Source organism: Dactylosporangium sp. NPDC000244 (genome assembly GCF_040300725.1).
Classification (GTDB): domain Bacteria; phylum Actinomycetota; class Actinomycetes; order Mycobacteriales; family Micromonosporaceae; genus Dactylosporangium.
Genome location: NZ_JBEPEH010000016.1, coordinates 107,997 through 126,108, shown reverse-complemented (window position 1 = coordinate 126,108; position 18,112 = coordinate 107,997). Strand labels below are relative to the sequence as shown.

The following is an 18,112-nucleotide window of genomic DNA, read 5'->3' as shown; positions in this document are numbered from 1 at the left end:
CGGGATGATGCCGCGGTGAGCGCTGACGGTCGGTTCGATGATCTCGCCGGGAACGCGACCCACTGGCGTGACGGCGAGCCCGTCTACGACCGCGGCGACACCGTCTGCGTCATCGGCGCCGGCGGCACCGGCCTCACCGCGATCAAGAACCTCCGCGAGGCCGGGTTCGGGGTGGACTGCTACGAGCGCGAGACCGGCGTCGGCGGGGGCTGGAACTGGCGGCACGACCGCAGCCCGGTCTACGCCAGCACGCACCTGATCTCGTCGAAGCCGTTCACGCAGTTCCCCGACTTCCCGATGCCGGACGACTGGCCGGACTACCCGCATCACTCGCAGATGCTGCAGTACTTCGAGCGCTACGCCGACCACTTCGGCCTGCGCGAGCACATCTGGTTCGGCACCGAGGTCGCCCGGGCCGAGCCCGTCGACGACCCCGGCGGCGGGCCCCCGCGCTGGGACGTGACCGTGAAGGGCTCCCGGGGCGGGGCGCCGCGCACCATGCGGTACGCCGCCGTCGTCGCCGCCAACGGGCACAACTGGGCGCCGAAGATGCCCGACTACGAGGGGCTCGCCGAGTTCCGCGGCAAGGTCATCCACGCCAGCCAGTACAAGGACGCCGCCCAGCTGCGCGGCCGCAAGGTGCTCGTGATCGGGGCCGGCAACTCCGGCTGCGACATCGCCGTCGAGGCGGCCCAGCAGGCGGCCAAGTGCTGGCACTCGACGCGGCGCGGCTACTGGTACGCCCCCAAGTTCGCCCTCGGCCGCCCCGCGGACCAGGTCAACGACCGGATCCTGGCGATGCGGCTGCCCGCCCGGGTGCGCCAGTGGCTGCTGCACCGCACCATCAACATGACCGTCGGCGACCTGACCCGCTTCGGCCTGCCGAAGCCCGAGCACGGCATCCTCGAGATGCACCCGCTGGTCAACAGCCAGCTGCCGTACTACCTCGGCCACGGCGACGTGCTCGCGGTCCCCGACGTGAAGCACTTCGACGGCTACGAGGTGGTGCTCGCCGACGGCCGCTCGATCGACCCCGACCTGGTCGTCATGGCCACCGGCTACGTGCCGAAGTTCGAGTTCCTGGCCCCGGAGCTGCTCTCGTCCGACGCGTCCGGCCGGCCCCGCCTGGCCCTGCAGATGCTCTCCCGCACCCACCCCACGCTCGCCGTCGCCGGGCTGCTGCAGCCGGACTCGGCGCTGTTCACGCTCTCGCACTGGCAGGCCGTGTTCATCGCGCAGTGGCTGCGGGTCCTCGACGCCGCGCCCGACCGCGCGCAGGCCGTCTGGGCGCGCCTGCGGGTCGAGGGCGATCGGCGGTACACCCAGGCCAAGGTCACGGACTCGACGCGCCACTGGTTCGAGGTGAGCCATTTCGTGTACCTCAAGGAGCTCGAGAAGTCGCTCCATGAGCTGGAGGCGGTCCGATGACCACGCGCGTCATGAGGTCGGACGAGTGGGCGGACCCGCCCAAGCCGGTGCGCCGCGAGGTCCTCGACGCGCAGCCCCCGGGCCCGGCCGACCCCGCCGCGACCCCGGTGCTGTTCGTGCCGGGCTACGGCCACGGCGCCTGGGCCTTCGCCGAGCACTGGCTGGAGCACACGGCGCAGCGGGGTTTCCCGGCGTACGCCATGAGCCTGCGCGGCCACGGCGGCTCGGGCCCGGCGCCCCAGGCCCGCCTGCGCGACTACGTGCACGACGTGACCCAGGTCGCGGCCGGGCTGCCGCGCCAGGCGGTCCTGGTCGGCCACGGCGCCGGCGCGCTGGTGGTGGCCATGGCGATGGCGCGCTACCCGGTGCGGGCCGGCGTGCTGGTCGCCCCGGTCTTCGGCGGCCTCGGCACCGCGTTCGGCCTGCTCGGGCGCAACCCGGTCGGCACCCTGCCGGGGATCTTCGGCGGCCGGGTCACGCTCGGCCGCGAGCAGCTGTTCAGCCGGGCGCTGCCGGCCAACGCGGGCCAGGCCTACGCCCAGCGCCTCCAGCGGGTCCCCGGCGCCGCCCAGCGCCAGCTCATCACCCGCCACCAGCCCGAGGCCCCGGTCGGCGCCCCGCCGGTGCTGGTCGTGGGCAGCCCCGACGACCGCGTGGTCGCCGGCTCCGCCCTGGAGTGGGTGGCCCGGCGCTACGGCGGCTCCCCGCTGCTCTTCCCCGGCATGGGCCACGACCTCATGCTCGACGCGCGCTGGCAGGAGCCGATCGATGCGATCGCGGACTGGCTAGGCAAGGCCGGCGGGTAGCTCAGACCCGGGCGCCGTTGTCCGGGTCGTCGTCCTCCTCGTCGCCGGGGCGCAGCCGCAGCACGAGGGTCACGAAGCCGGCCAGCACGCCCGCGAAGCCCAGGAAGAGCGTGGTCTGCGAGCCCAGCGGCAGCAGGTCGGGCCAGAACAGCAGGACGAGCCCGGCGGCCAGGGCGAGCACGGCCACGATCGTGACCGGCGCGACCCGGGGCAGCGGGGGAGGGGGCGGCGGCGTGTAGCCCTCGTCCTCCTCCTCGTCGTCCGGCAGGTTGGTGCCGAAGGTGTCGAGGCTGTCCAGCAGCGAGCGGTCCACGGCGTCGGAGGGCCGGCGCAGCGACGTGCGCGGGGCCGGCTCGGTGTCCATGTCCGGCGCGGCGGTGCTTGAGGAGTCCAGGTCCTCGGCGGCCGGCCAGGGCACCGCGACCGTCGGGTCGACGGTGGTGTGGAAGCCGGCCACGATCGCCGCGAACGCGTCCTCGTCGGACTGGGTCGGCGGGGCCGTGCCCTCCAGCGGCACCGGCGCCGCCGACTCCCCGGCCGGGGTCTTCTGCTCGGGCACGGCCGACGTGAGCTGGGCGAGATAGTCCTGCGCGGTGGACAGGTGCTCCCGATCGGCGTAGAGCCGGTCGGTCGGCCGCGCGGGCAGCGTCGTGGTGCGGGTCAGCGGATGCAGGTCGGAGGCCGGCTGGAGATAGGCGGCGATCCCGCCCTCCGCCAGCATCTCCAGCAGATGCTCGCCGACCCGCGGGTCGACGTCGCCCACCACCGCGTATTCCTGCGCCACCAGGCCGTTGTCCCGCCGGCCGCGCCGCGCCCCACCCCCTGGCACAGCTCGCCCCTCCCCGCGGCCGACGTCGCGACGACCGGGTGCGCCGCGAAAAAACCGCTGACCGAAATCCTGACATGCCCGGCCGTCGTTCCGGGAGTGCGTTGTGGTGTGCCGTACTGGTTCGTAGGCTCTTTGCGACGGTCATCACCGATTGTCGCGCGATCCCGAAAGGTCGGCCGTGCTCTACTGGCTCCTCAAGTACATCGTCCTCGGACCTTGGCTGAAGCTGGTCTTCCGACCCAAGGTGGAGGGGCTTGAGCACGTGCCCGCCACCGGCCCGGTGATCATCGCCAGCAATCATCTCTCCTTCGCCGACTCGATCTTCATGCCGCTGAGCGTCCGGCGCCGGGTCACGTTCCCGGCGAAAGCGGAGTACTTCACCGGTAAGGGGATCAAGGGCTGGCTCACGAAGCTGTTCTTCGCGGGCACCGGCCAGGTCCCCATCGACCGCTCCGGCGGCAAGGCGGCCCGGGCCGCGCTCGAGGTCGGGCTCAGCATCCTGCGCGCGGGCGGGATCTTCGGCATCTACCCCGAGGGCACGCGGTCGCCGGACGGGCGGCTGTACCGCGGCAAGACCGGCGTCGCCCGCCTGGCCCTCGAGTCCGGCGCCCCGGTGGTGCCCGTGGCCATGATGAACATGGACAAAGTACAGCCGATCGGGCAGAAGCTGCCGAACCTCCGGCGCGTGCACATCAAGTTCGGCCCCGCGCTCGACTTCTCCCGATATGCCGGAATGTCGGGGGACCGGTTCATCGAGCGCGCGGTCACGGACGAGATCATGTACGAGCTCATGACCCTGAGCGGCCGGGAGTACATCGACATGTACGCCCAGAAGGTCAAGAACGCGGCTCAGCCGACCCCGCAAGAGCCGGTGGCGGCCTGAGGCCCGCCAGCGTGAGCAGGTGGGGGGTGCCCGCCTGCTCCGCGAAGGCGACCAGCTCGGCCCGCCACGGCTCGATGCGCTCGTCCCCGGCCAGCCCGAGCGCCCGCACCGCCCAGGTCACCGACAGGATGCGCGCGGAGTTGTTCGGGATCTCGCCGTAGATCTCCGCGGCCGCGAGGTGCATGTCCGCGGCCCGGGCGTGATCGCCGTCGACGGACGCGATCGCCCCGGTGATCGTGCGCAGCGCCGCCTCCACCCACGGGGTGCGGTGCGGCACGTCGGCGAGCATGTCCCGGATCGCCATCATCGCCACCCGGCCCGACAGCACCGCCGCGTGCGCGGTCGCGTCGATCCACTCGCCGCTGGCGATCGCCCGCACCTCGCGCCACGTCTTGGCCAGCTCCACGATCAGCGCCTCGGCCTCGCGGTCGCGGCCCTGCAGCGCACGGCACAGGGCGCCGTGGCCGAGCACGACCCACTGCAGGCGGTAGAAGCCGGAGCGGCGGCCGGCCGCGACCAGCTCCTCGACGTCGTCGTCGCCGTCGTCGCCCCGCAGCGTGCGGATCCAGGCGCGCACCCCGCGCACCTGCAGGTCCCACTCGGCGCCGGTCTCGGCCATCGCCTCGGCCGCGGCCACGTAGGCGGGCCAGTCGCCGGTGAAGTACGCCGACTGGGCCACGTCGGAGTAGCCGGTGGCGAGGGTGTGGCTGCCCGGCACCGCGTTGCGGCTGTCGCCGAGCAGGGCCGAGGCCGCGGTCCAGTCGCCGTCCTCCAGCAGCGCCCAGGACACGTTACGCAGCGCCCGGTGCTCCGAGGGCAGCCGCCGCTCGCGGCTGACGTCCAGCGCCGTCTGCAGCTCGACCAGCCCGCTGCGGTCGCCGGCCTGGAACAGCGCGGTGCCGATGGTGATCCGGGCGCCGGTGGCGACCTCGACCAGGCCCAGCCGGTCGGCGATCTCCGCGGCCGCGCTGGCCGCCGCGACCGCCGGGTCGACCTCGAAGTTCAGCATGTGCAGGCGGCCCAGCTCGGCGTACGCATCCGCCTTCGGCGGCCCGTCGGGCAGCTCGTCGAAGAGCTCGACCGCGCGGTCCAGGCAGGACAGCGCGTCGAGGCGGTCGGCGCGCAGCCACGCGGCCTGGCCCCGCACGGTCCACGCGCGCGCCGCGCCGGCCTGGTCGCCGGCCGCGTAGAGCCGCTCGGCCAGCCCGACCAGCCGGTCGGCGCCGCCGCCGCTCAGGAACGCCTCCGGGTTGCCGTAGAACAGGATCTCGGTGCTGAGCTGCTCGATGCGCAGCCGCTCGAGCGGGTCGGTGCCGGCGTCGCACAGCGCGAGCGCCTTGTTGGCGTGCGCGGCCGCGGCCTCCAGCGCGTGCAGGGCGTAGGCCCGCTGGGCCGCCCGGTGCATCGCGTCGCGGGCCGGCACGCTGTAGCGCGAGGCGTCCAGGCCCAGCGAGCGGGCGATCTCGAAGGCCGTGAAGCGGTGGTTCGCCACGACCTCGGCGAGATCGGTGTCCCGGCCCGCGGCCAGGCCGTCGAGCCACTCGGCGGTCAGCTCGTGCCGGGCCACCCGCTCGGTGCGGGGCAGGCGCTGGTAGCAGACGTCCCGGACGAGGACGTGGCCGAAGCGGTACTCCGTCTGCCCCTCCATCGTCGAGGCGGCCTGCTCGTGGATGAGGTCGCGCTGCTCCAGCCGGCGCAGCGAGCGCTCGATCCCGTCGGCGGGCCGGCTCATCGCCGCGCCCACGGCGCCCGGCCAGAAGTTCATCCCGACCACGGCCGCGGCCTGCAGCACCGCGCGGTCGGCGGCGTCGAGCAGGTCGACCCGGTTGGCGATGACCGCGTGCACGCTGTCGGGCATCGGCAGCGTGCGGCCGAGCGCGTCGGTCGCCCGCACGCTGCCCTGCTCGGCGAGCATGCGGGTGTACTCCAGCGCGTACAGCGGATTCCCGTCGGCCAGCTCCACCAGGGAGCTCAGCGACTGCGACGGGAACGTGGCCGCCCCGAGCAGGTGCGCGTACATCGTGGCGATCTCGGCATCGCGCAGCGGCGGCAGCGTGATCGTCACCGCCCCGGCGACGGCCCCGGCCCAGCTCGGGTTGCGCTCCAGCAGCTCCGGGCGCGCCGTGCACAGCAGCAGCAGCGGCACGTCGCGCACCGAGGCGCCGAGCCGCTCGACGAACCGGACCATCGACTCGTCGGCCCAGTGCAGGTCCTCGAAGACCAGGACGGTCGGGCGGTGCGCGGCCAGCGCGACGACGAAGCGCCGCCAGGCCGACTCGGTCTCGTCCGGCGCGAGCTTCGGCCCGGGCAGGCCCACCAGCGGGCTGAGCGCGTCGGCGAGCCGCTCGGCCTCCGAGGAGGAGACCGCCGGGCCGACGATCGCGGCCAGGGCCGCGTCCAGCCGCTCCCGGGTCGTCTCGGCCGAGTCGGTGTCGAGGATGCCGGCCTGCGCCTTGACGACGTCGGCCAGCGCCGCGTAGGTGACGTTCTCCCCGAAGGGCGGGCAGCGCCCGGTCCGCCAGGCCACCGGCGCGTCGAAGAGCCGCTCGGCGTGCAGGAACAGCTCGTGCACCAGCCGGCTCTTGCCGATCCCGGCGTGCCCGAGCACGGTCACCAGCTGCGGCGTGCGCTCGCGCAGCCCCCGGTGCAGGGCGTTGACCAGCAGGCTCAGCTCGTGGGTGCGGTTGACCAGCGGCGTGGAGCCCGCCTCGCGGTCGGGGTGGTTGCGCCGCAGCGGGGCCAGGGCCAGCCAGACCTCGGTCGGGGTCGAGCGCCCGCGCAGCGTGGCCGGCGGCTGCTGCTCGAAGCGGATGGAGGACTTGGTCAGCGCGTAGGTCGTGCCGCAGACCAGCACCCCGCCGGGCGGGGCCAGCGACTGCAGCCGGGAGGCGGTGTTGACCACGTCGCCGGCCACGATCGCCTGGCCGCCGTCGCGGGCCGCGGCCACGTCGACGAGCGCCTCGCCGGTGGCCACGCCGACGCGGAAGCGCAGCTCGCGCTCGCCCTCGCCGGTGCTGGCGTAGCGGGCGAGCACCCGCTGCAGCTCCAGGCCGGCCCGCACACAGCGCACCGCGTCGGTCTCGGTGGCCACGGGCGCGCCGAAGAGCGCCATGACCGCGTCGCCGATGTACTTCTCCACGACCCCGCCGTATTGCCCGATGACCTCGCGGGCGGTGGAGAAGAAGCTCTTCTGCAGCTCGCGCACGAGCTCGGGGTCGGCGCGCTCGACGTAGGGCGTGAAGTCGATCAGGTCCACGAACAGCACGCTGATGCGGCGCCGGTCCTCGCTGCGGGCGGGCGGGATCGCGGGCACCTGGGCCCGGCCGGTCGCCCGCTCGGCGCGGATCAGGTTGCGGGCCGCCGTCGTGTCCGCCCGCGGGGTGCCGCAGCCGGTGCAGAACGCGGCGTCGGGGGCGAGCGTGCGCCCGCACGTGGGGCAGGGTGGGCTCAGCTCGGCGCCGCATCCACCGCAGAAACGGTCGCCCTCGCCCGCCTGGCGGCCGCAGCGTGCGCACTGACTGGAAATCGCCGACACTCCCTTGCCCTGTGAGATCCCATCCTCACACGGCGGCGGCCGGGGCGACCAGGTGTCCGAAATGCCACCCGCTACCCCGGCCGTCCAGCCCTACGATCCTGGCCCGAAACGGTACTTACCGGTCGGTCATTCCGGCACGCCGGCGCAGCGCGGTCAGGTCCGTGACGACGATCCGGCGGCCCTCGGTGCGCAGCCAGCCGCGGCTGGCGAACGATCCGATCGCCTGGTTGACGCTCTGCCGCGAGCCGCCGGCCATCTCGGCGAGCTGGCTCTGGTTGAGCTCGATGGTCACCATCGGCGCGGTGGTCTCGCCGGCCAGCCGGACCAGCGTCTTGGCCACCCGGCCCGGCAGGTCGAGGAAGACGTGATCGGCGTTCTGCTCGGTGAGCCGCCGGATGAGCATGCCCAGCGAGCGCATCACGGCGTCGAGAATCCGCGGGTTGGCGTGGACCAGCTCGATGAACGCGTGCCGGGACAGGGCCAGCGCCTGGCAGTCCTCGATCGCCTCGGCCGACGCCGAGCGCGCCGCGCCGTCGAGCAGCGCCACCTCGCCCAGCGTGTCGGGGGGCCGCACGACGGAAAGGACCGCGCGTTCGCCGGTCGGAGCGGTCCGGAACACCATCACGGCACCGCGCTTGAGCACGATGAGCGACTCTCCCGGATCGTTTTCGACGAACAGCAGCTGGCCTTTGCGGTATGTCCGTGGGACCGCCGCCTGGATGACCCGCTGACGCACATCGGGCTCCAGACCACTGAACATTTCCACACCGGTCAGTGCGTCGCCGGGATCTGGCAGCCGACCCTCCACGGTCAAACCCCTCCCGGTTCGGCGTTGATCGGACTCATGATCACGGTAGGTGATCACGAAGACAGTACGGAACTTCTACCAGATCATGACGCGCGTGTCGGAGTCTGTACATCCCCCGCATCGGCTCACTGACAGCGCCGCGCATGAGTCCGCACGCAGGCTAGTGCCACCGCGCAAGCGGCCGGGTGGCGGGGGGCGCGGCACCGTGCCGGGCGGGCCGGGGGTGGTGCGCGCACTCCCGGCCCGGGGGTGATCTCGGAGCATTTCCGCCGATTTCCGGGTGCGGGCCGCCGGGGAGGCGGATAATGCGCTGCGTGGCTGCCCCCGCCGCCGAGCAGGTGCGCGCGACGTTGCGCCGAAGCTGGCAGTGCAATCCCGGTCCGTGCATTCCGCTGGACCGGTGCGCATGGCGGGTCGAGATCAACGGTGGCCAATTCGTCGGTAAATGGGTGTCGATGCGCGGCCGGTCCGGTTTCGAGGCCGGGCTCGCCGCGGCCGGGCACGTGGACGCGTCCGGCGTCGGGGCCGGGACCGCGGTGCGCGCCGCCGACGGCGCCCTGACGGTGGCCGACGGCGACGGCGTGGTGGCCCTGCTCCACCTGGTGCCGGGGCGCTCCCTGCGCGCGGCCGACCCGCTCGACCGGCAGTGGTGGGGCGACACCCTCGGGTCCGCGCACCACACCCTGCGCCGGTTCACGCACCGGCACCTGGCGAAGTTCGATCCGGCCGCGGTACTTGCCCAGGGCCCCCACCTCGGCGTGGACCCCTGGCTCGGGCCGGCGGTCCGGGACGCGGCCGCGGCGGTGCGCCGGATCATGGTGACCGACCAGCTCACCTACGGCGTGCTGCACAACGACCCGCGGGCCGCGCACTTCCGCCTCGACCCGGCGACGGGCGCGGTCGGCCTGGTCGGCTGGTCCGCGGCCGGCACCGGGCCGCTGCTGGCGGACCTGGCCGCCGCGGTGCTCGCGGCGGGCGGGCCGGACGCGGCCGACGGGCTCGTGGACGCCTACCTGCACTCGTCCCGCGTGCCCCGCGACGAGTGCGAGGCCGTCCTGCCGGCCCTGTTGTGCCTGGCCACGGCCCTGGCCGCGGCCGGCGCGGCGGCGCGCGTCCACGCCGGTGGCGGCCGGGGCGAGGACCGGGCCGAGCTGGCGCGGCTCGCCGGGCTGTACTCGCAACTGTCCGACGCCCTGTGATCACCCGGGACCGGATGGTGTTGGATGGGGCCGGTGGCCCCCTATCGGTACTTCTACGACTGCGAGTTCATCGAGGACGGCAAGCTGATCGACCTCGTGTCGATCGGCGTGGTCGACGAGCACGGCCGCGAGTACTACGCGGTCTCGACCGAGTTCGACGACTCGCGCGCGGTCTCGTGGGTGCGCCGCAACGTGCTGGACAAGCTGCCGTCGCCGGCCGACAAGGCGTGGCGGTCGCGGGAGCGCATCCGCGAGGAGCTGCTGGACTTCCTCACCGAGCCGCTCAAGGCCGGTGACGCGGGCGAGATCGAGCTGTGGGCCTGGTACGCCGCCTACGACCACGTCGCCCTGGCCCAGCTGTGGGGCTCGATGCCGGCCCTGCCCCGGGAGATCCCGCGCTTCACCAAGGACCTCCGCCAGCTGTGGGACGACGCCGGGCGCCCCCCGCTGCCGGTCGCGGAGGGCCGCCACGACGCCCTAGTCGACGCGCGCCACAACCTCGCCCGCTGGCGCGTCATGCACGGCTGACCCGGGCCGTTTGAACTGCCGGATCACGAAGTACAGCGGCAGCCCGACCGGCGAGAGCAGGATCGTGAGCACGAGCAGCGGGGCCATGAGCAGCGGGTGCAGGCCGCGCACCCGGCTGTCGAGGTAGATCCAGCGGCCGATGAACAGGTCCCACGCGATGACCTGGGCCCACACCGCGGCCACCACGTCGTCGCGGGCGAACAGCGCCTTGACCCCGGCCAGGTCGGGGCCGAGCATCTCGCGCGCGAAGTCCCCGAAGCCCGGCGCGATCGCCACCGCCCAGACGAGCAGCGTGGGCAGGACGATGAGCGGCGAGGAGACGATCCGGTGGGTCCAGCGCCAGGCGGGGGCCAGGATCATGAGGGCCCAGAACGGTACCGTCGCCAGAAACGCCAGCTCGAACAGCGTCTCGTTCATGCGAGTGCCTCCGCGGGCGCGGCGGTCGCCTTCGAGTGTCCGGACCCGGCCCACGCCGCGCCGGCCACCGCGAGCGCGAGCAGGCCGGCCGCGGCGGACAGGGTCACCGCGTCGGGGTGCACGAGCGGCTGCCCGCGCAGCGCCTGCCAGGTGACCAGCACCGTGAGCCCGGCGTAGAGGAACCCGAAGACGCCGATCAGCCGGACGCGGACCCGCTCGTCGCGCAGCCGGGCGATCCGGCGCCCGGCCAGGGCCAGGGCGAACGCGAACAGCGGCAGCGCCTGCAGGGCGTGCATGCCGATGAAGTGCCCGGCGCGCAGGTCGCCGCCGGTGGTGCTCCAGCCGACCAGCGGCACGCCGGGTCCGCCGTCGGCGACGCCGACCGCGTGCGCGCCGATGATCGTGGGGTTGCCGGTCGCGAGCTGGGCGGAGCTCGGGATGGTCATGAGGAAGCCGACGCCCATGCCGGCCAGCGCGACGATGATGCCGAGGCGCACCGCGAGGGCGTCGGCCCGGCCGGGCATCCGCTGCATGAGCAGCAGGACGGCGATGATCAGTGTGGCGACCCAGGCGATCGCGATGGTGGCGCCCATGACGCTGTACAGCGTCGCGTCGAGGGGCGTCCGGTTGTTGAAGTGGCTCTGGTGGCCGCGGGCCGCCTGCCCGGCGATGATCACCATCTCGATGAGCATCGTGCCCGCGATGACGGTGCCGAGCCACCAGCCCAGCCGCGGCCGCCGCTCGAGCCGCGGCAGCAGCCACGCGATCGTGGTGGCGTAGATCGCGATCGACACCGAGAACTTGAGCGGCTTGAGCCAGATCGGCGCGCCGAGCAGGGTGCGGTCGTCGGCGAAGACGCCGATGAGGGTGGCGAGGGCCAGAGCGGCCATCAGGCCGGCGACGGCGATGAGGGGCCGGTGCATGTCCGCTCCCTTGTTTGGATAGTGGATAGCTGTGCTCTCCATAAGCGGAAAGGTACACTATCCATTCCAAGGTCGGAAGGAGTCCTGTGCGCATTGCGGAACTGAGCCGTCAGACCGGTGTCCCGGTGCCGACGATCAAGTACTACCTGCGCGAGGGGCTGCTCCCGGCCGGGGAGCTGACCAGCCCGAACCAGGCGCGGTATGACGATCGCCACGTCCAGCGGCTGCGCCTCGTCCGGGTGCTGCTGGACATCGGCCGCCTGCCGATCGCCACGATCCGTCAGCTCCTCGAGGCGCTCGACGAGCCGGACCCGGACGTGCACCACGTGCTCGGCCACGCCCTGCCCTCGTCCGTGAACGGCAAGGAGTCCATCGATCCCGAGTCGGTCGCGGCGGCCCGCAGGCGCATCGACCGGCTCACCGAGGAGCGGGGCTGGCTGGTCGGCCCGCGGGCGCCCGCCCGGCAGGCCGCGGCCGAGGTGCTTGCCGCGTTCGAGCAGGTGGGGGCGGACGTGGGGGTACTTTTGGAGCAGTACGCCGACGTCGCCGAGACGATCGCGGTGCACGACCTGGCCTTCGTCGGGCGGGCCACCGGCCCCGAGGGAATGCTCTACGCCGCCGTCGTCGGCTCGATCCTCGGCGACTCGCTGCTGGCCGCGCTGCGCCGGCTGACCCAGGAGCACGAGTCGGCGAAGAAGTTCGGGATCCGCGGGGACGACTGCTGAGGGTTCAGCCGGAGCGACTACAGTGCGCTGTGAATCGGCAGCGTCGCCATGATGCGGTACCTCCGGCTCGACCGCGCCCTTCTCGGGGTCGGGCACGCAACCAGGAAGGCTAGATCAAGCATGCGTATCGGCGTACTGACCGGGGGCGGCGACTGCCCCGGCCTCAACGCGGTCATCCGTGCCGTGGTCCGCAAGGGGATCTCCACCTACGGCCACGAGTTCGTGGGCTTCCGTGACGGTTGGCGCGGTCCCCTCGAGGGCATCACCCGCGAGCTGGGCATCGCCCAGGTCCGCGGCATCCTTCCGCGCGGCGGCACCATCCTCGGCTCGTCCCGCACGAACCCGTTCAAGATCGACGGCGGCGTCGAGAAGATCAAGACCAACCTGGCCGAGCTGGGCGTCGACGCGCTCGTCGCGATCGGCGGCGAGGACACCCTCGGCGTGGCCAGCAAGCTCACCGACCTCGGCGTGAACGTCGTCGGCGTGCCGAAGACGATCGACAACGACCTCGGCGCGACCGACTACACGTTCGGCTTCGACACCGCGGTGAACATCGCCATGGAGGCGATCGACCGGCTGCACACCACCGCCGAGTCGCACCACCGCACCCTCGTGGTCGAGGTCATGGGCCGCCACGCGGGCTGGATCGCCCTGCACGCGGGCCTCGCCGGCGGCGCGAACGTGATCCTGCTGCCGGAGCGGCAGTTCGATGTCGAGCAGGTTGCGGGCTACGTCGAGAAGCGCTTCCAGACGCAGTACGCCCCGATCGTCGTCGTCGCCGAGGGCGCCCAGCCGCTCGACGGCCAGATGACGCTGCTCAACCAGGAGCTCGACGCGTTCGGCCACGTCCGCCTCGGCGGCATCGGCCAGTGGCTCGCCGAGCAGCTGGAGTCGAAGACCGGCAAGGAGGCCCGCACGGTCGTGCTCGGCCACATCCAGCGCGGCGGCACCCCGAGCGCGTTCGACCGCGTGCTCGCGACCCGCTTCGGCCTGCAGGCGATCGACGCGGTGCACGACGGCGACTTCGGCAAGATGGTCGCGCTGCGCGGCACCGACATCGTGCGGGTCCCGCTCGCGGACGCGACGCGCGAGCTCAAGACCGTGCCGGTGGAGCGTTACACCGAGGCCGAGGTCTTCTTCGGCTCCTGATTTCCCTGGTACTGCCTGGGTTGTGTTTGGTGACGCCTGGGGCCGCCCGTTCGGCCCCAGGCGCGTCCTTGTCTCTGGGGGTTGTGTCGTGCGCGTCATCGCCGTCTTCGGTGCCGGAAAGCTCGGTGAGGTCCTGCTGTCGGGCCTGCAGCGCGCGGGGTGGCCCGCGGACCGGCTCATCGCCACGGCCCGCCGGCCGGAACGCGCTCGCGAGCTGGCGGAGCGGTACGGCATCCGCGTCGTGGACAACGAGACCGCCCTGCGCGAGGCGGACGTCGTCACCATCGCCGTGAAGCCCCAGGACGCCGGCGCGCTGCTGGCCGACCTGGGCCCGAAGATGCCCGCCGGCAAGCTGGTCGTGTCCCTGTGCGCCGGCCTGCCTACGGCCTTCTTCGCCAAGCACCTGCCGGAGGGCACCCCGGTGGTGCGGGTCATGACCAACACCCCGGCCCTCGTCGACGAGGCGATGACCGCGATCTCGGCCGGCTCCTTCGCGACCGCCGAGCACCTGGCCGTCGCCGAGGAGATGTTCCGCCCGCTCGGGCGCACCATCCGCGTTCCCGAGTCCCAGCAGGACGCGGTCACGGCCCTGTCCGGCTCGGGCCCGGCCTACTTCTACTACCTGGTCGAGGCCATGACCGACGCGGGCATCCTGCTCGGCCTGCCCCGCCAGGTGGCCCACGACCTGATCGTGCAGACGGCGATCGGCTCGGCGGTCATGCTGCGCGAGTCGGGCGAGCACCCGGTGAAGCTCCGCGAGGCGGTCACGTCGCCGGCCGGTACCACGATCAACGCGATCCGTGAGCTGGAGAACCACGGGGTGCGGGCGGCGTTGCTCGCGGCGCTGGAGGCGGCTCGCGACCGGGCTCGGGAGATCGCGGCTCAGGGCTGACGCGGCCGGGTTTGGCCCGATAAGTCGGGCGCTCCGCGCCGCGACTTATCGGATTTTTCGCCTGTCGGGAGATTTGTCGGATTCCGCGCCCGGCGGCACACCGATCGCGGCTGTGCCGGCCCTGCGGTGGCGGGCGCGGCTGGGTTGGCCGCGCTGCCGCACGGCGGTCCGGCGGTCCGGCGGTCCGGTGGGCCGGTGGGCCGGTGGGGGCTGTGCGGGTGCCGTGGTGGTGCCCGTTGGTGGGCGTGACTGGGTTGGTCGTGCCGCCGTACGGCGGTCCGGCATGCCGGCTGCGGCTCTGCGGGCGCCGCAGTGGTGGCCGCGCCGGTCGCGGCTGTGCCGGCCACGTGGTGGTGCCCGATGGCGCACGCGGCGAGGTCGACCGCGGCGGCGCACCGCGGGCCGAGCGGGCGGGGACAGGGCTCAAGCGCGCGGGTCTACCATGCCGCGGTGACTTCTGTCTGCGAGTGCTGCGGCACGGAGCTGGGCGACGCGCCGGCCGTGTGGGCGTTCTCCGCGCCGGACTACTGGGGCGCCCCCGATGCCGGCGGCGAGTCCTTCCTCGAGGACGAGCTCTGCTGCATCGACGCGCCCGACCTCGACGAGCTGCACTTCTTCATCCGGGGACTGATCGAGATCCCGGTGCGCGGCCGTGAGGAGCCGCTGACGTACAACGTCTGGGTCAGCCTGAGCCCGGTCAACTTCGAGCGCGCGGTCGAGCGCTGGGACGACCCCGAGCGGGTCACCGAGAAGCCGTACTTCGGATGGTTGTCGAACAACATCCCGGGGTACCCCGACACCATCCGGCTCAAGACCCGCGTGCATACTCGGGAACCGGGCCGCCGGCCGCTGGTCGAGCTCGAGCCGACCGACCACCCGCTGGCCGTCGAGCAGCGCGACGGCATCGATGCGCACCGCCTCGTCGAGGTCGCCGAGACCTGCGGCGGGTGAGATCTCGTTCATTCAGGCATTCACCGCTGTTGACCTCTTCAATGGTGATCTATCTTTTCATTACCAACAGTCATGCACCGCCTACCCACGACGAACCCGGCACTCCCCCCATGCCCCCGTCGTGAGTACCGCGCCCGGCGCCTTCCCATCCTCCCCCCGAGGGTTCGCCGAGAGCGCGGCGTAAAGCCCGCCGTCGACCGCAGAGGTGGTCGGCGGCGGCTTTGCGGCCCGGCTGTGGCGGGTCTGCGCCACGTGGCGGCGCCTGAGGCAGAATGTTCCGGTGCGATTCGAAACGAGCCGAGCGCTTGACGCGATCGAGCGCCGCCTGACCGTCGACCCCCTCGCGGCGGGCGGCGTCATCGACCTGGTGGAGGCCGCGCGCAGCGTCGACCTCGACGGCGGACGCCCGGCCGCGCTGCTGCGCCTCGGGATGTTCATCGACGCGCTGAGCCGGCGCCTCGGCGACGGCAACACCGGTCTCTACGCGATCACCGAGCGCGGCGCGATGTCGGACACCGACTTCACGTCCAACGAGCGCATGGTCCTGCGCCGGTGGTCGGACGACGGCCTCCTCGAGATGCTGCCCCCGGGCGCCCGCGTCAACGCGCGCGTGCGGGAGGTCGCGCACCTGACCGGCGTGCCGGTGATCAGCCGCCACCCGCTGCCCGGCCACCCCGGCCCCGTCTACCTGACGACCGGCGCCCAGGGCGGCATGGAGCTGACCCTCGCGCCGTCGACCGGCTCGACCCCGCGGCCCCACCCGGTGCTGCAGCGCTACTGGCGCTGTCCAGCGACCGACTGCCCGGTCTTCGGCCGCCCGCCGGCCCAGGGCGCCGGCCAGGCCCCGCCGGCCCTGCCGAGCGGCGCTCCCATCTGCCCGCGGCACGGCGACCGGCTCCTCGACGCCGGCCCCCGCCCGCCGGCGACCCCGCTCGCGGTGCGGATCAACGGCACCGTGCGCACCCGCTTCCCGGTCTCGGCCGCCCGGTCCGTCGTCGTCGGCCGCGCGCCCGAGGAGCAGGGCGGCATCACCATCGGCAACTGGCTCGACGACGAGTCGAGCCGCCGGGTGAGCCGCAACCACCTGCGCTTCGAGCTGCGCGACGGCATGCTCCTGGTCACCGACGTGAGCACGAACGGCGCCGCGGTGCTGGCCCGCACCGGCCCGACGACCGCGCCGCGCGAGATCGAGCTGACCCGCGGCGAGCCCAAGGCCATGGGGGAGTGGGACGAGGTCGAGATCTACCCGGAGATCACCGTCGGCCGCGCGGACCGTCCGCCGGCGGACGCCCCGACCGGCGGCGCCCCGAACTCGGTGATGGCCGACGCGCCGACGATCGCCCTGCGCCTGCCCCCGCCGCCGCGCTCCTAGCGACCTGGCCACTGGCGCGCGGACCGTCCGCCGGTGGACGCCCCGACCGGTGGCGCCCCGAACTCGGTGATGGCCGACGCGCCGACGCGCGCCTAGCGACCTGGCCACTCGTAAATGCGTTGCCGGGGACGAGTACCCGGGCTACCTTTCCGGACATGATCGCGACGACCGCCCTTCTGGAGCACGGCCACCTGGCCGGCTCGGCGGTCGCCTGGGCGCCCGAAGCGCTAGCCGCGGCGCTAGAGGCCGGCCTGCGACGCTGACCCTCCTCCCGCAGACATCATGCGGAACCGACGGAGGAGGGTGAGCCGGCCGAGCCGGTCCGCCCCTCAGAGCACACCGGCACACGGCCACATGGTTCTGCGCATCCACGCCACAAATCCACTGTGGAGAGTCAGATGGCCAAGCAGACGTTCACGAGGAACAAGCCTCATCTCAACATCGGCACGATGGGTCACGTCGACCACGGCAAGACGACCCTGACCGCCGCCATCACCAAGGTGCTCGCCGAGCGGTACCCGGGCGTCAACCGCTACACGAGCTTCGAGGGCATCGACCGGGCGCCCGAGGAGATCACCCGCGGCATCACCATCAACATCGCGCACGTCGAGTACGAGACCGGCAAGCGGCACTACGCCCACGTCGACATGCCGGGGCACGCGGACTACGTGAAGAACATGATCACGGGGGCGGCGCAGGTGGACGGGGCCATCCTCGTCGTCAGCGCCGTCGACGGGGTCATGCCGCAGACCCGCGAGCACGTGCTGCTCGCGCGGCGGATCGGGGTGCCGTACCTCGTCGTGGCCATGAACAAGGCCGACGCGGTCGACGACACCGAGCTGCTCGACCTCGTCGAGCTCGAGGTGCGGGAGCTGCTGAGCGAGTACGGATTCCCCGGGGACGACATTCCGGTCGTGCGGGTGTCCGCGCTCAGGGCCCTCGCCGGCGAGCCCGAGTGGGTGCAGTCGGTCGCCGACCTGCTCGACGCGGTGGACGAGTACGTGCCGCTGCCCGAGCGCGTCACCGGCGAGCCGTTCCTGATGCCCATCGAGAACGTGCTCACCATCACCGGCCGCGGCACCGTCGTCACCGGCTCCGTCGAGCGCGGCACGCTCGTGCTCAACACGCCCGTCGAGGTGGTCGGGCTGGGCCCCACCCAGTCCAGCGTGGTCACCGGGATGGAGATGTTCGGCCGGCAGCTGGACTCGGCCGAGGCCGGCGACAACGCGGCGCTGCTGCTGCGCGGCGTGCGCCGGGGTGACGTGCAGCGAGGTCAGGTGGTCGCGCTGCCCGGCTCGGTCGCGCCGCACCGGCGGTTCAAGGCGCACGTGTACGCGCTGACGACGAAGGAGGGCGGCCGGCACACGCCGTTCTTCGCCAACTACCGGCCCCAGTTCTACTTCCGCACCACGGACGTGATGGGCTCGGTGGACCTGGGTGACGTCACGATGGTGATGCCCGGCGACACGGTCGACCTGACCGTCGAGCTCGGCAAGCCGGTCGCGATGGACGCCGGCCTCGGCTTCGCGATCCGTGAGGGCGGCCGCACGGTCGGTGCCGGCACCGTCACCGAACTGCTCGACTAGAACGCGAATGCCCCTCGATACGGCGAATGCCCCTTAGGGAAGCTCCCTGAGGGGCATTCACGTCCAAAAACGGGGCACAGG

Annotated in this window: 16 protein-coding genes; 11 read left to right on the top strand and 5 right to left on the bottom strand. The window is 73.0% G+C overall.

Going from position 1 to position 18,112, the window contains the following annotated elements:
- The first annotated feature begins 15 nt into the window (after positions 1-15).
- Positions 16-1,428, top strand: coding sequence for a flavin-containing monooxygenase (locus ABT369_RS23640; RefSeq protein WP_350614957.1), 1,413 nt, complete (start codon positions 16-18; stop codon positions 1,426-1,428).
- 11 nt (positions 1,429-1,439) lie between these two features.
- Positions 1,440-2,234 carry an alpha/beta hydrolase gene (locus tag ABT369_RS23635; RefSeq protein WP_502891811.1) on the top strand — a complete coding sequence of 265 codons (795 nt, stop codon included), beginning with the start codon at positions 1,440-1,442 and terminating at the stop codon, positions 2,232-2,234.
- A 1-nt stretch (position 2,235) separates the two neighbouring features.
- On the opposite strand, the gene ABT369_RS23630 is transcribed toward ABT369_RS23635, so the two are convergent.
- Entirely contained in the window at positions 2,236-3,063 is an 828-nt protein-coding gene (locus ABT369_RS23630; protein ID WP_350614954.1) for a DUF308 domain-containing protein, read from the bottom strand.
- Positions 3,064-3,241: 178 nt separating this feature from the next.
- Between ABT369_RS23630 and ABT369_RS23625 the strand changes: the two genes are divergently transcribed.
- Positions 3,242-3,946 (top strand): lysophospholipid acyltransferase family protein, encoded by a 705-nt coding sequence (locus ABT369_RS23625; RefSeq protein ID WP_350614952.1) that lies wholly within the window; start codon positions 3,242-3,244, stop codon positions 3,944-3,946.
- Here the strand turns inward: ABT369_RS23625 and ABT369_RS23620 are convergent.
- On the bottom strand, positions 3,900-7,481 hold the full coding sequence (locus ABT369_RS23620; RefSeq protein ID WP_350614950.1) for an ATP-binding protein: 3,582 nt from the start codon (positions 7,479-7,481) through the stop codon (positions 3,900-3,902). The two genes, ABT369_RS23625 and ABT369_RS23620, sit on opposite strands and share 47 nt — an antisense overlap.
- A gap of 115 nt (positions 7,482-7,596) precedes the next feature.
- Positions 7,597-8,289, bottom strand: coding sequence for a Crp/Fnr family transcriptional regulator (locus tag ABT369_RS23615; protein ID WP_350614948.1), 693 nt, complete (start codon positions 8,287-8,289; stop codon positions 7,597-7,599).
- 314 nt (positions 8,290-8,603) lie between these two features.
- On the opposite strand from ABT369_RS23615, the gene ABT369_RS23610 reads away from it, so the two are divergent.
- Both ABT369_RS23610 and ABT369_RS23605 read left to right on the top strand, forming a co-directional pair.
- Complete coding sequence (locus ABT369_RS23610) at positions 8,604-9,488, top strand: phosphotransferase (protein ID WP_350614947.1); 885 nt, start codon at positions 8,604-8,606, stop codon at positions 9,486-9,488.
- Positions 9,489-9,521: 33 nt separating this feature from the next.
- Positions 9,522-10,016 (top strand): polyadenylate-specific 3'-exoribonuclease AS, encoded by a 495-nt coding sequence (locus ABT369_RS23605; RefSeq protein WP_350614945.1) that lies wholly within the window; start codon positions 9,522-9,524, stop codon positions 10,014-10,016.
- Here ABT369_RS23605 and ABT369_RS23600 read toward each other — a convergent pair.
- Together ABT369_RS23600 and ABT369_RS23595 are read right to left on the bottom strand one after the other, a co-directional pair.
- On the bottom strand, positions 9,966-10,433 hold the full coding sequence (locus tag ABT369_RS23600) for an ABA4-like family protein (protein WP_350614944.1): 468 nt from the start codon (positions 10,431-10,433) through the stop codon (positions 9,966-9,968). The genes ABT369_RS23605 and ABT369_RS23600 overlap by 51 nt on opposite strands.
- Positions 10,430-11,356 (bottom strand): hypothetical protein, encoded by a 927-nt coding sequence (locus ABT369_RS23595; protein WP_350614942.1) that lies wholly within the window; start codon positions 11,354-11,356, stop codon positions 10,430-10,432. Before ABT369_RS23595 ends, ABT369_RS23600 begins: the two co-directional genes overlap by 4 nt.
- An 86-nt stretch (positions 11,357-11,442) precedes the next feature.
- Here ABT369_RS23595 and ABT369_RS23590 point away from each other — a divergent pair, with 86 nt between their 5' ends.
- The 6 genes from ABT369_RS23590 to tuf all read left to right on the top strand — a co-directional run bounded on the left by ABT369_RS23590 (position 11,443) and on the right by tuf (position 18,031).
- Positions 11,443-12,081 (top strand): MerR family transcriptional regulator, encoded by a 639-nt coding sequence (locus tag ABT369_RS23590; RefSeq protein ID WP_350614940.1) that lies wholly within the window; start codon positions 11,443-11,445, stop codon positions 12,079-12,081.
- Between the two features lie 120 nt (positions 12,082-12,201).
- The gene (locus tag ABT369_RS23585; protein ID WP_350614938.1) at positions 12,202-13,230 is read left to right on the top strand and encodes a 6-phosphofructokinase; all 1,029 of its coding nucleotides are present in this window, start codon (positions 12,202-12,204) and stop codon (positions 13,228-13,230) included.
- Between the two features lie 88 nt (positions 13,231-13,318).
- A complete protein-coding gene (gene proC / locus ABT369_RS23580) occupies positions 13,319-14,122 on the top strand; it encodes a pyrroline-5-carboxylate reductase (protein WP_350614936.1) in 804 nt (267 codons plus the stop codon).
- 450 nt (positions 14,123-14,572) lie between these two features.
- A complete protein-coding gene (locus ABT369_RS23575) occupies positions 14,573-15,073 on the top strand; it encodes a DUF2199 domain-containing protein (protein ID WP_350614934.1) in 501 nt (166 codons plus the stop codon).
- A gap of 280 nt (positions 15,074-15,353) precedes the next feature.
- Positions 15,354-16,445 (top strand): FHA domain-containing protein, encoded by a 1,092-nt coding sequence (locus ABT369_RS23570; protein WP_350614932.1) that lies wholly within the window; start codon positions 15,354-15,356, stop codon positions 16,443-16,445.
- A 398-nt stretch (positions 16,446-16,843) separates the two neighbouring features.
- Positions 16,844-18,031, top strand: a complete 1,188-nt coding sequence (tuf, locus tag ABT369_RS23565) for an elongation factor Tu (protein WP_350614930.1) — start codon at positions 16,844-16,846, stop codon at positions 18,029-18,031.
- Positions 18,032-18,112: the final 81 nt, after the last annotated feature.

Excerpts from the sequence above, each read along its gene's own strand:
- ABT369_RS23600 (WP_350614944.1), bottom strand. The coding sequence starts at position 10,433 with ATGAACGAGACGCTGTTCGAGCTGGCGTTTCTGGCGACGGTACCGTTC.
- ABT369_RS23585 (WP_350614938.1), top strand. The coding sequence starts at position 12,202 with ATGCGTATCGGCGTACTGACCGGGGGCGGCGACTGCCCCGGCCTCAAC.
- ABT369_RS23595 (WP_350614942.1), bottom strand. The coding sequence starts at position 11,356 with ATGCACCGGCCCCTCATCGCCGTCGCCGGCCTGATGGCCGCTCTGGCC.
- ABT369_RS23635 (WP_502891811.1), top strand. The coding sequence starts at position 1,440 with ATGAGGTCGGACGAGTGGGCGGACCCGCCCAAGCCGGTGCGCCGCGAG.
- tuf (WP_350614930.1), top strand. The coding sequence starts at position 16,844 with ATGGCCAAGCAGACGTTCACGAGGAACAAGCCTCATCTCAACATCGGC.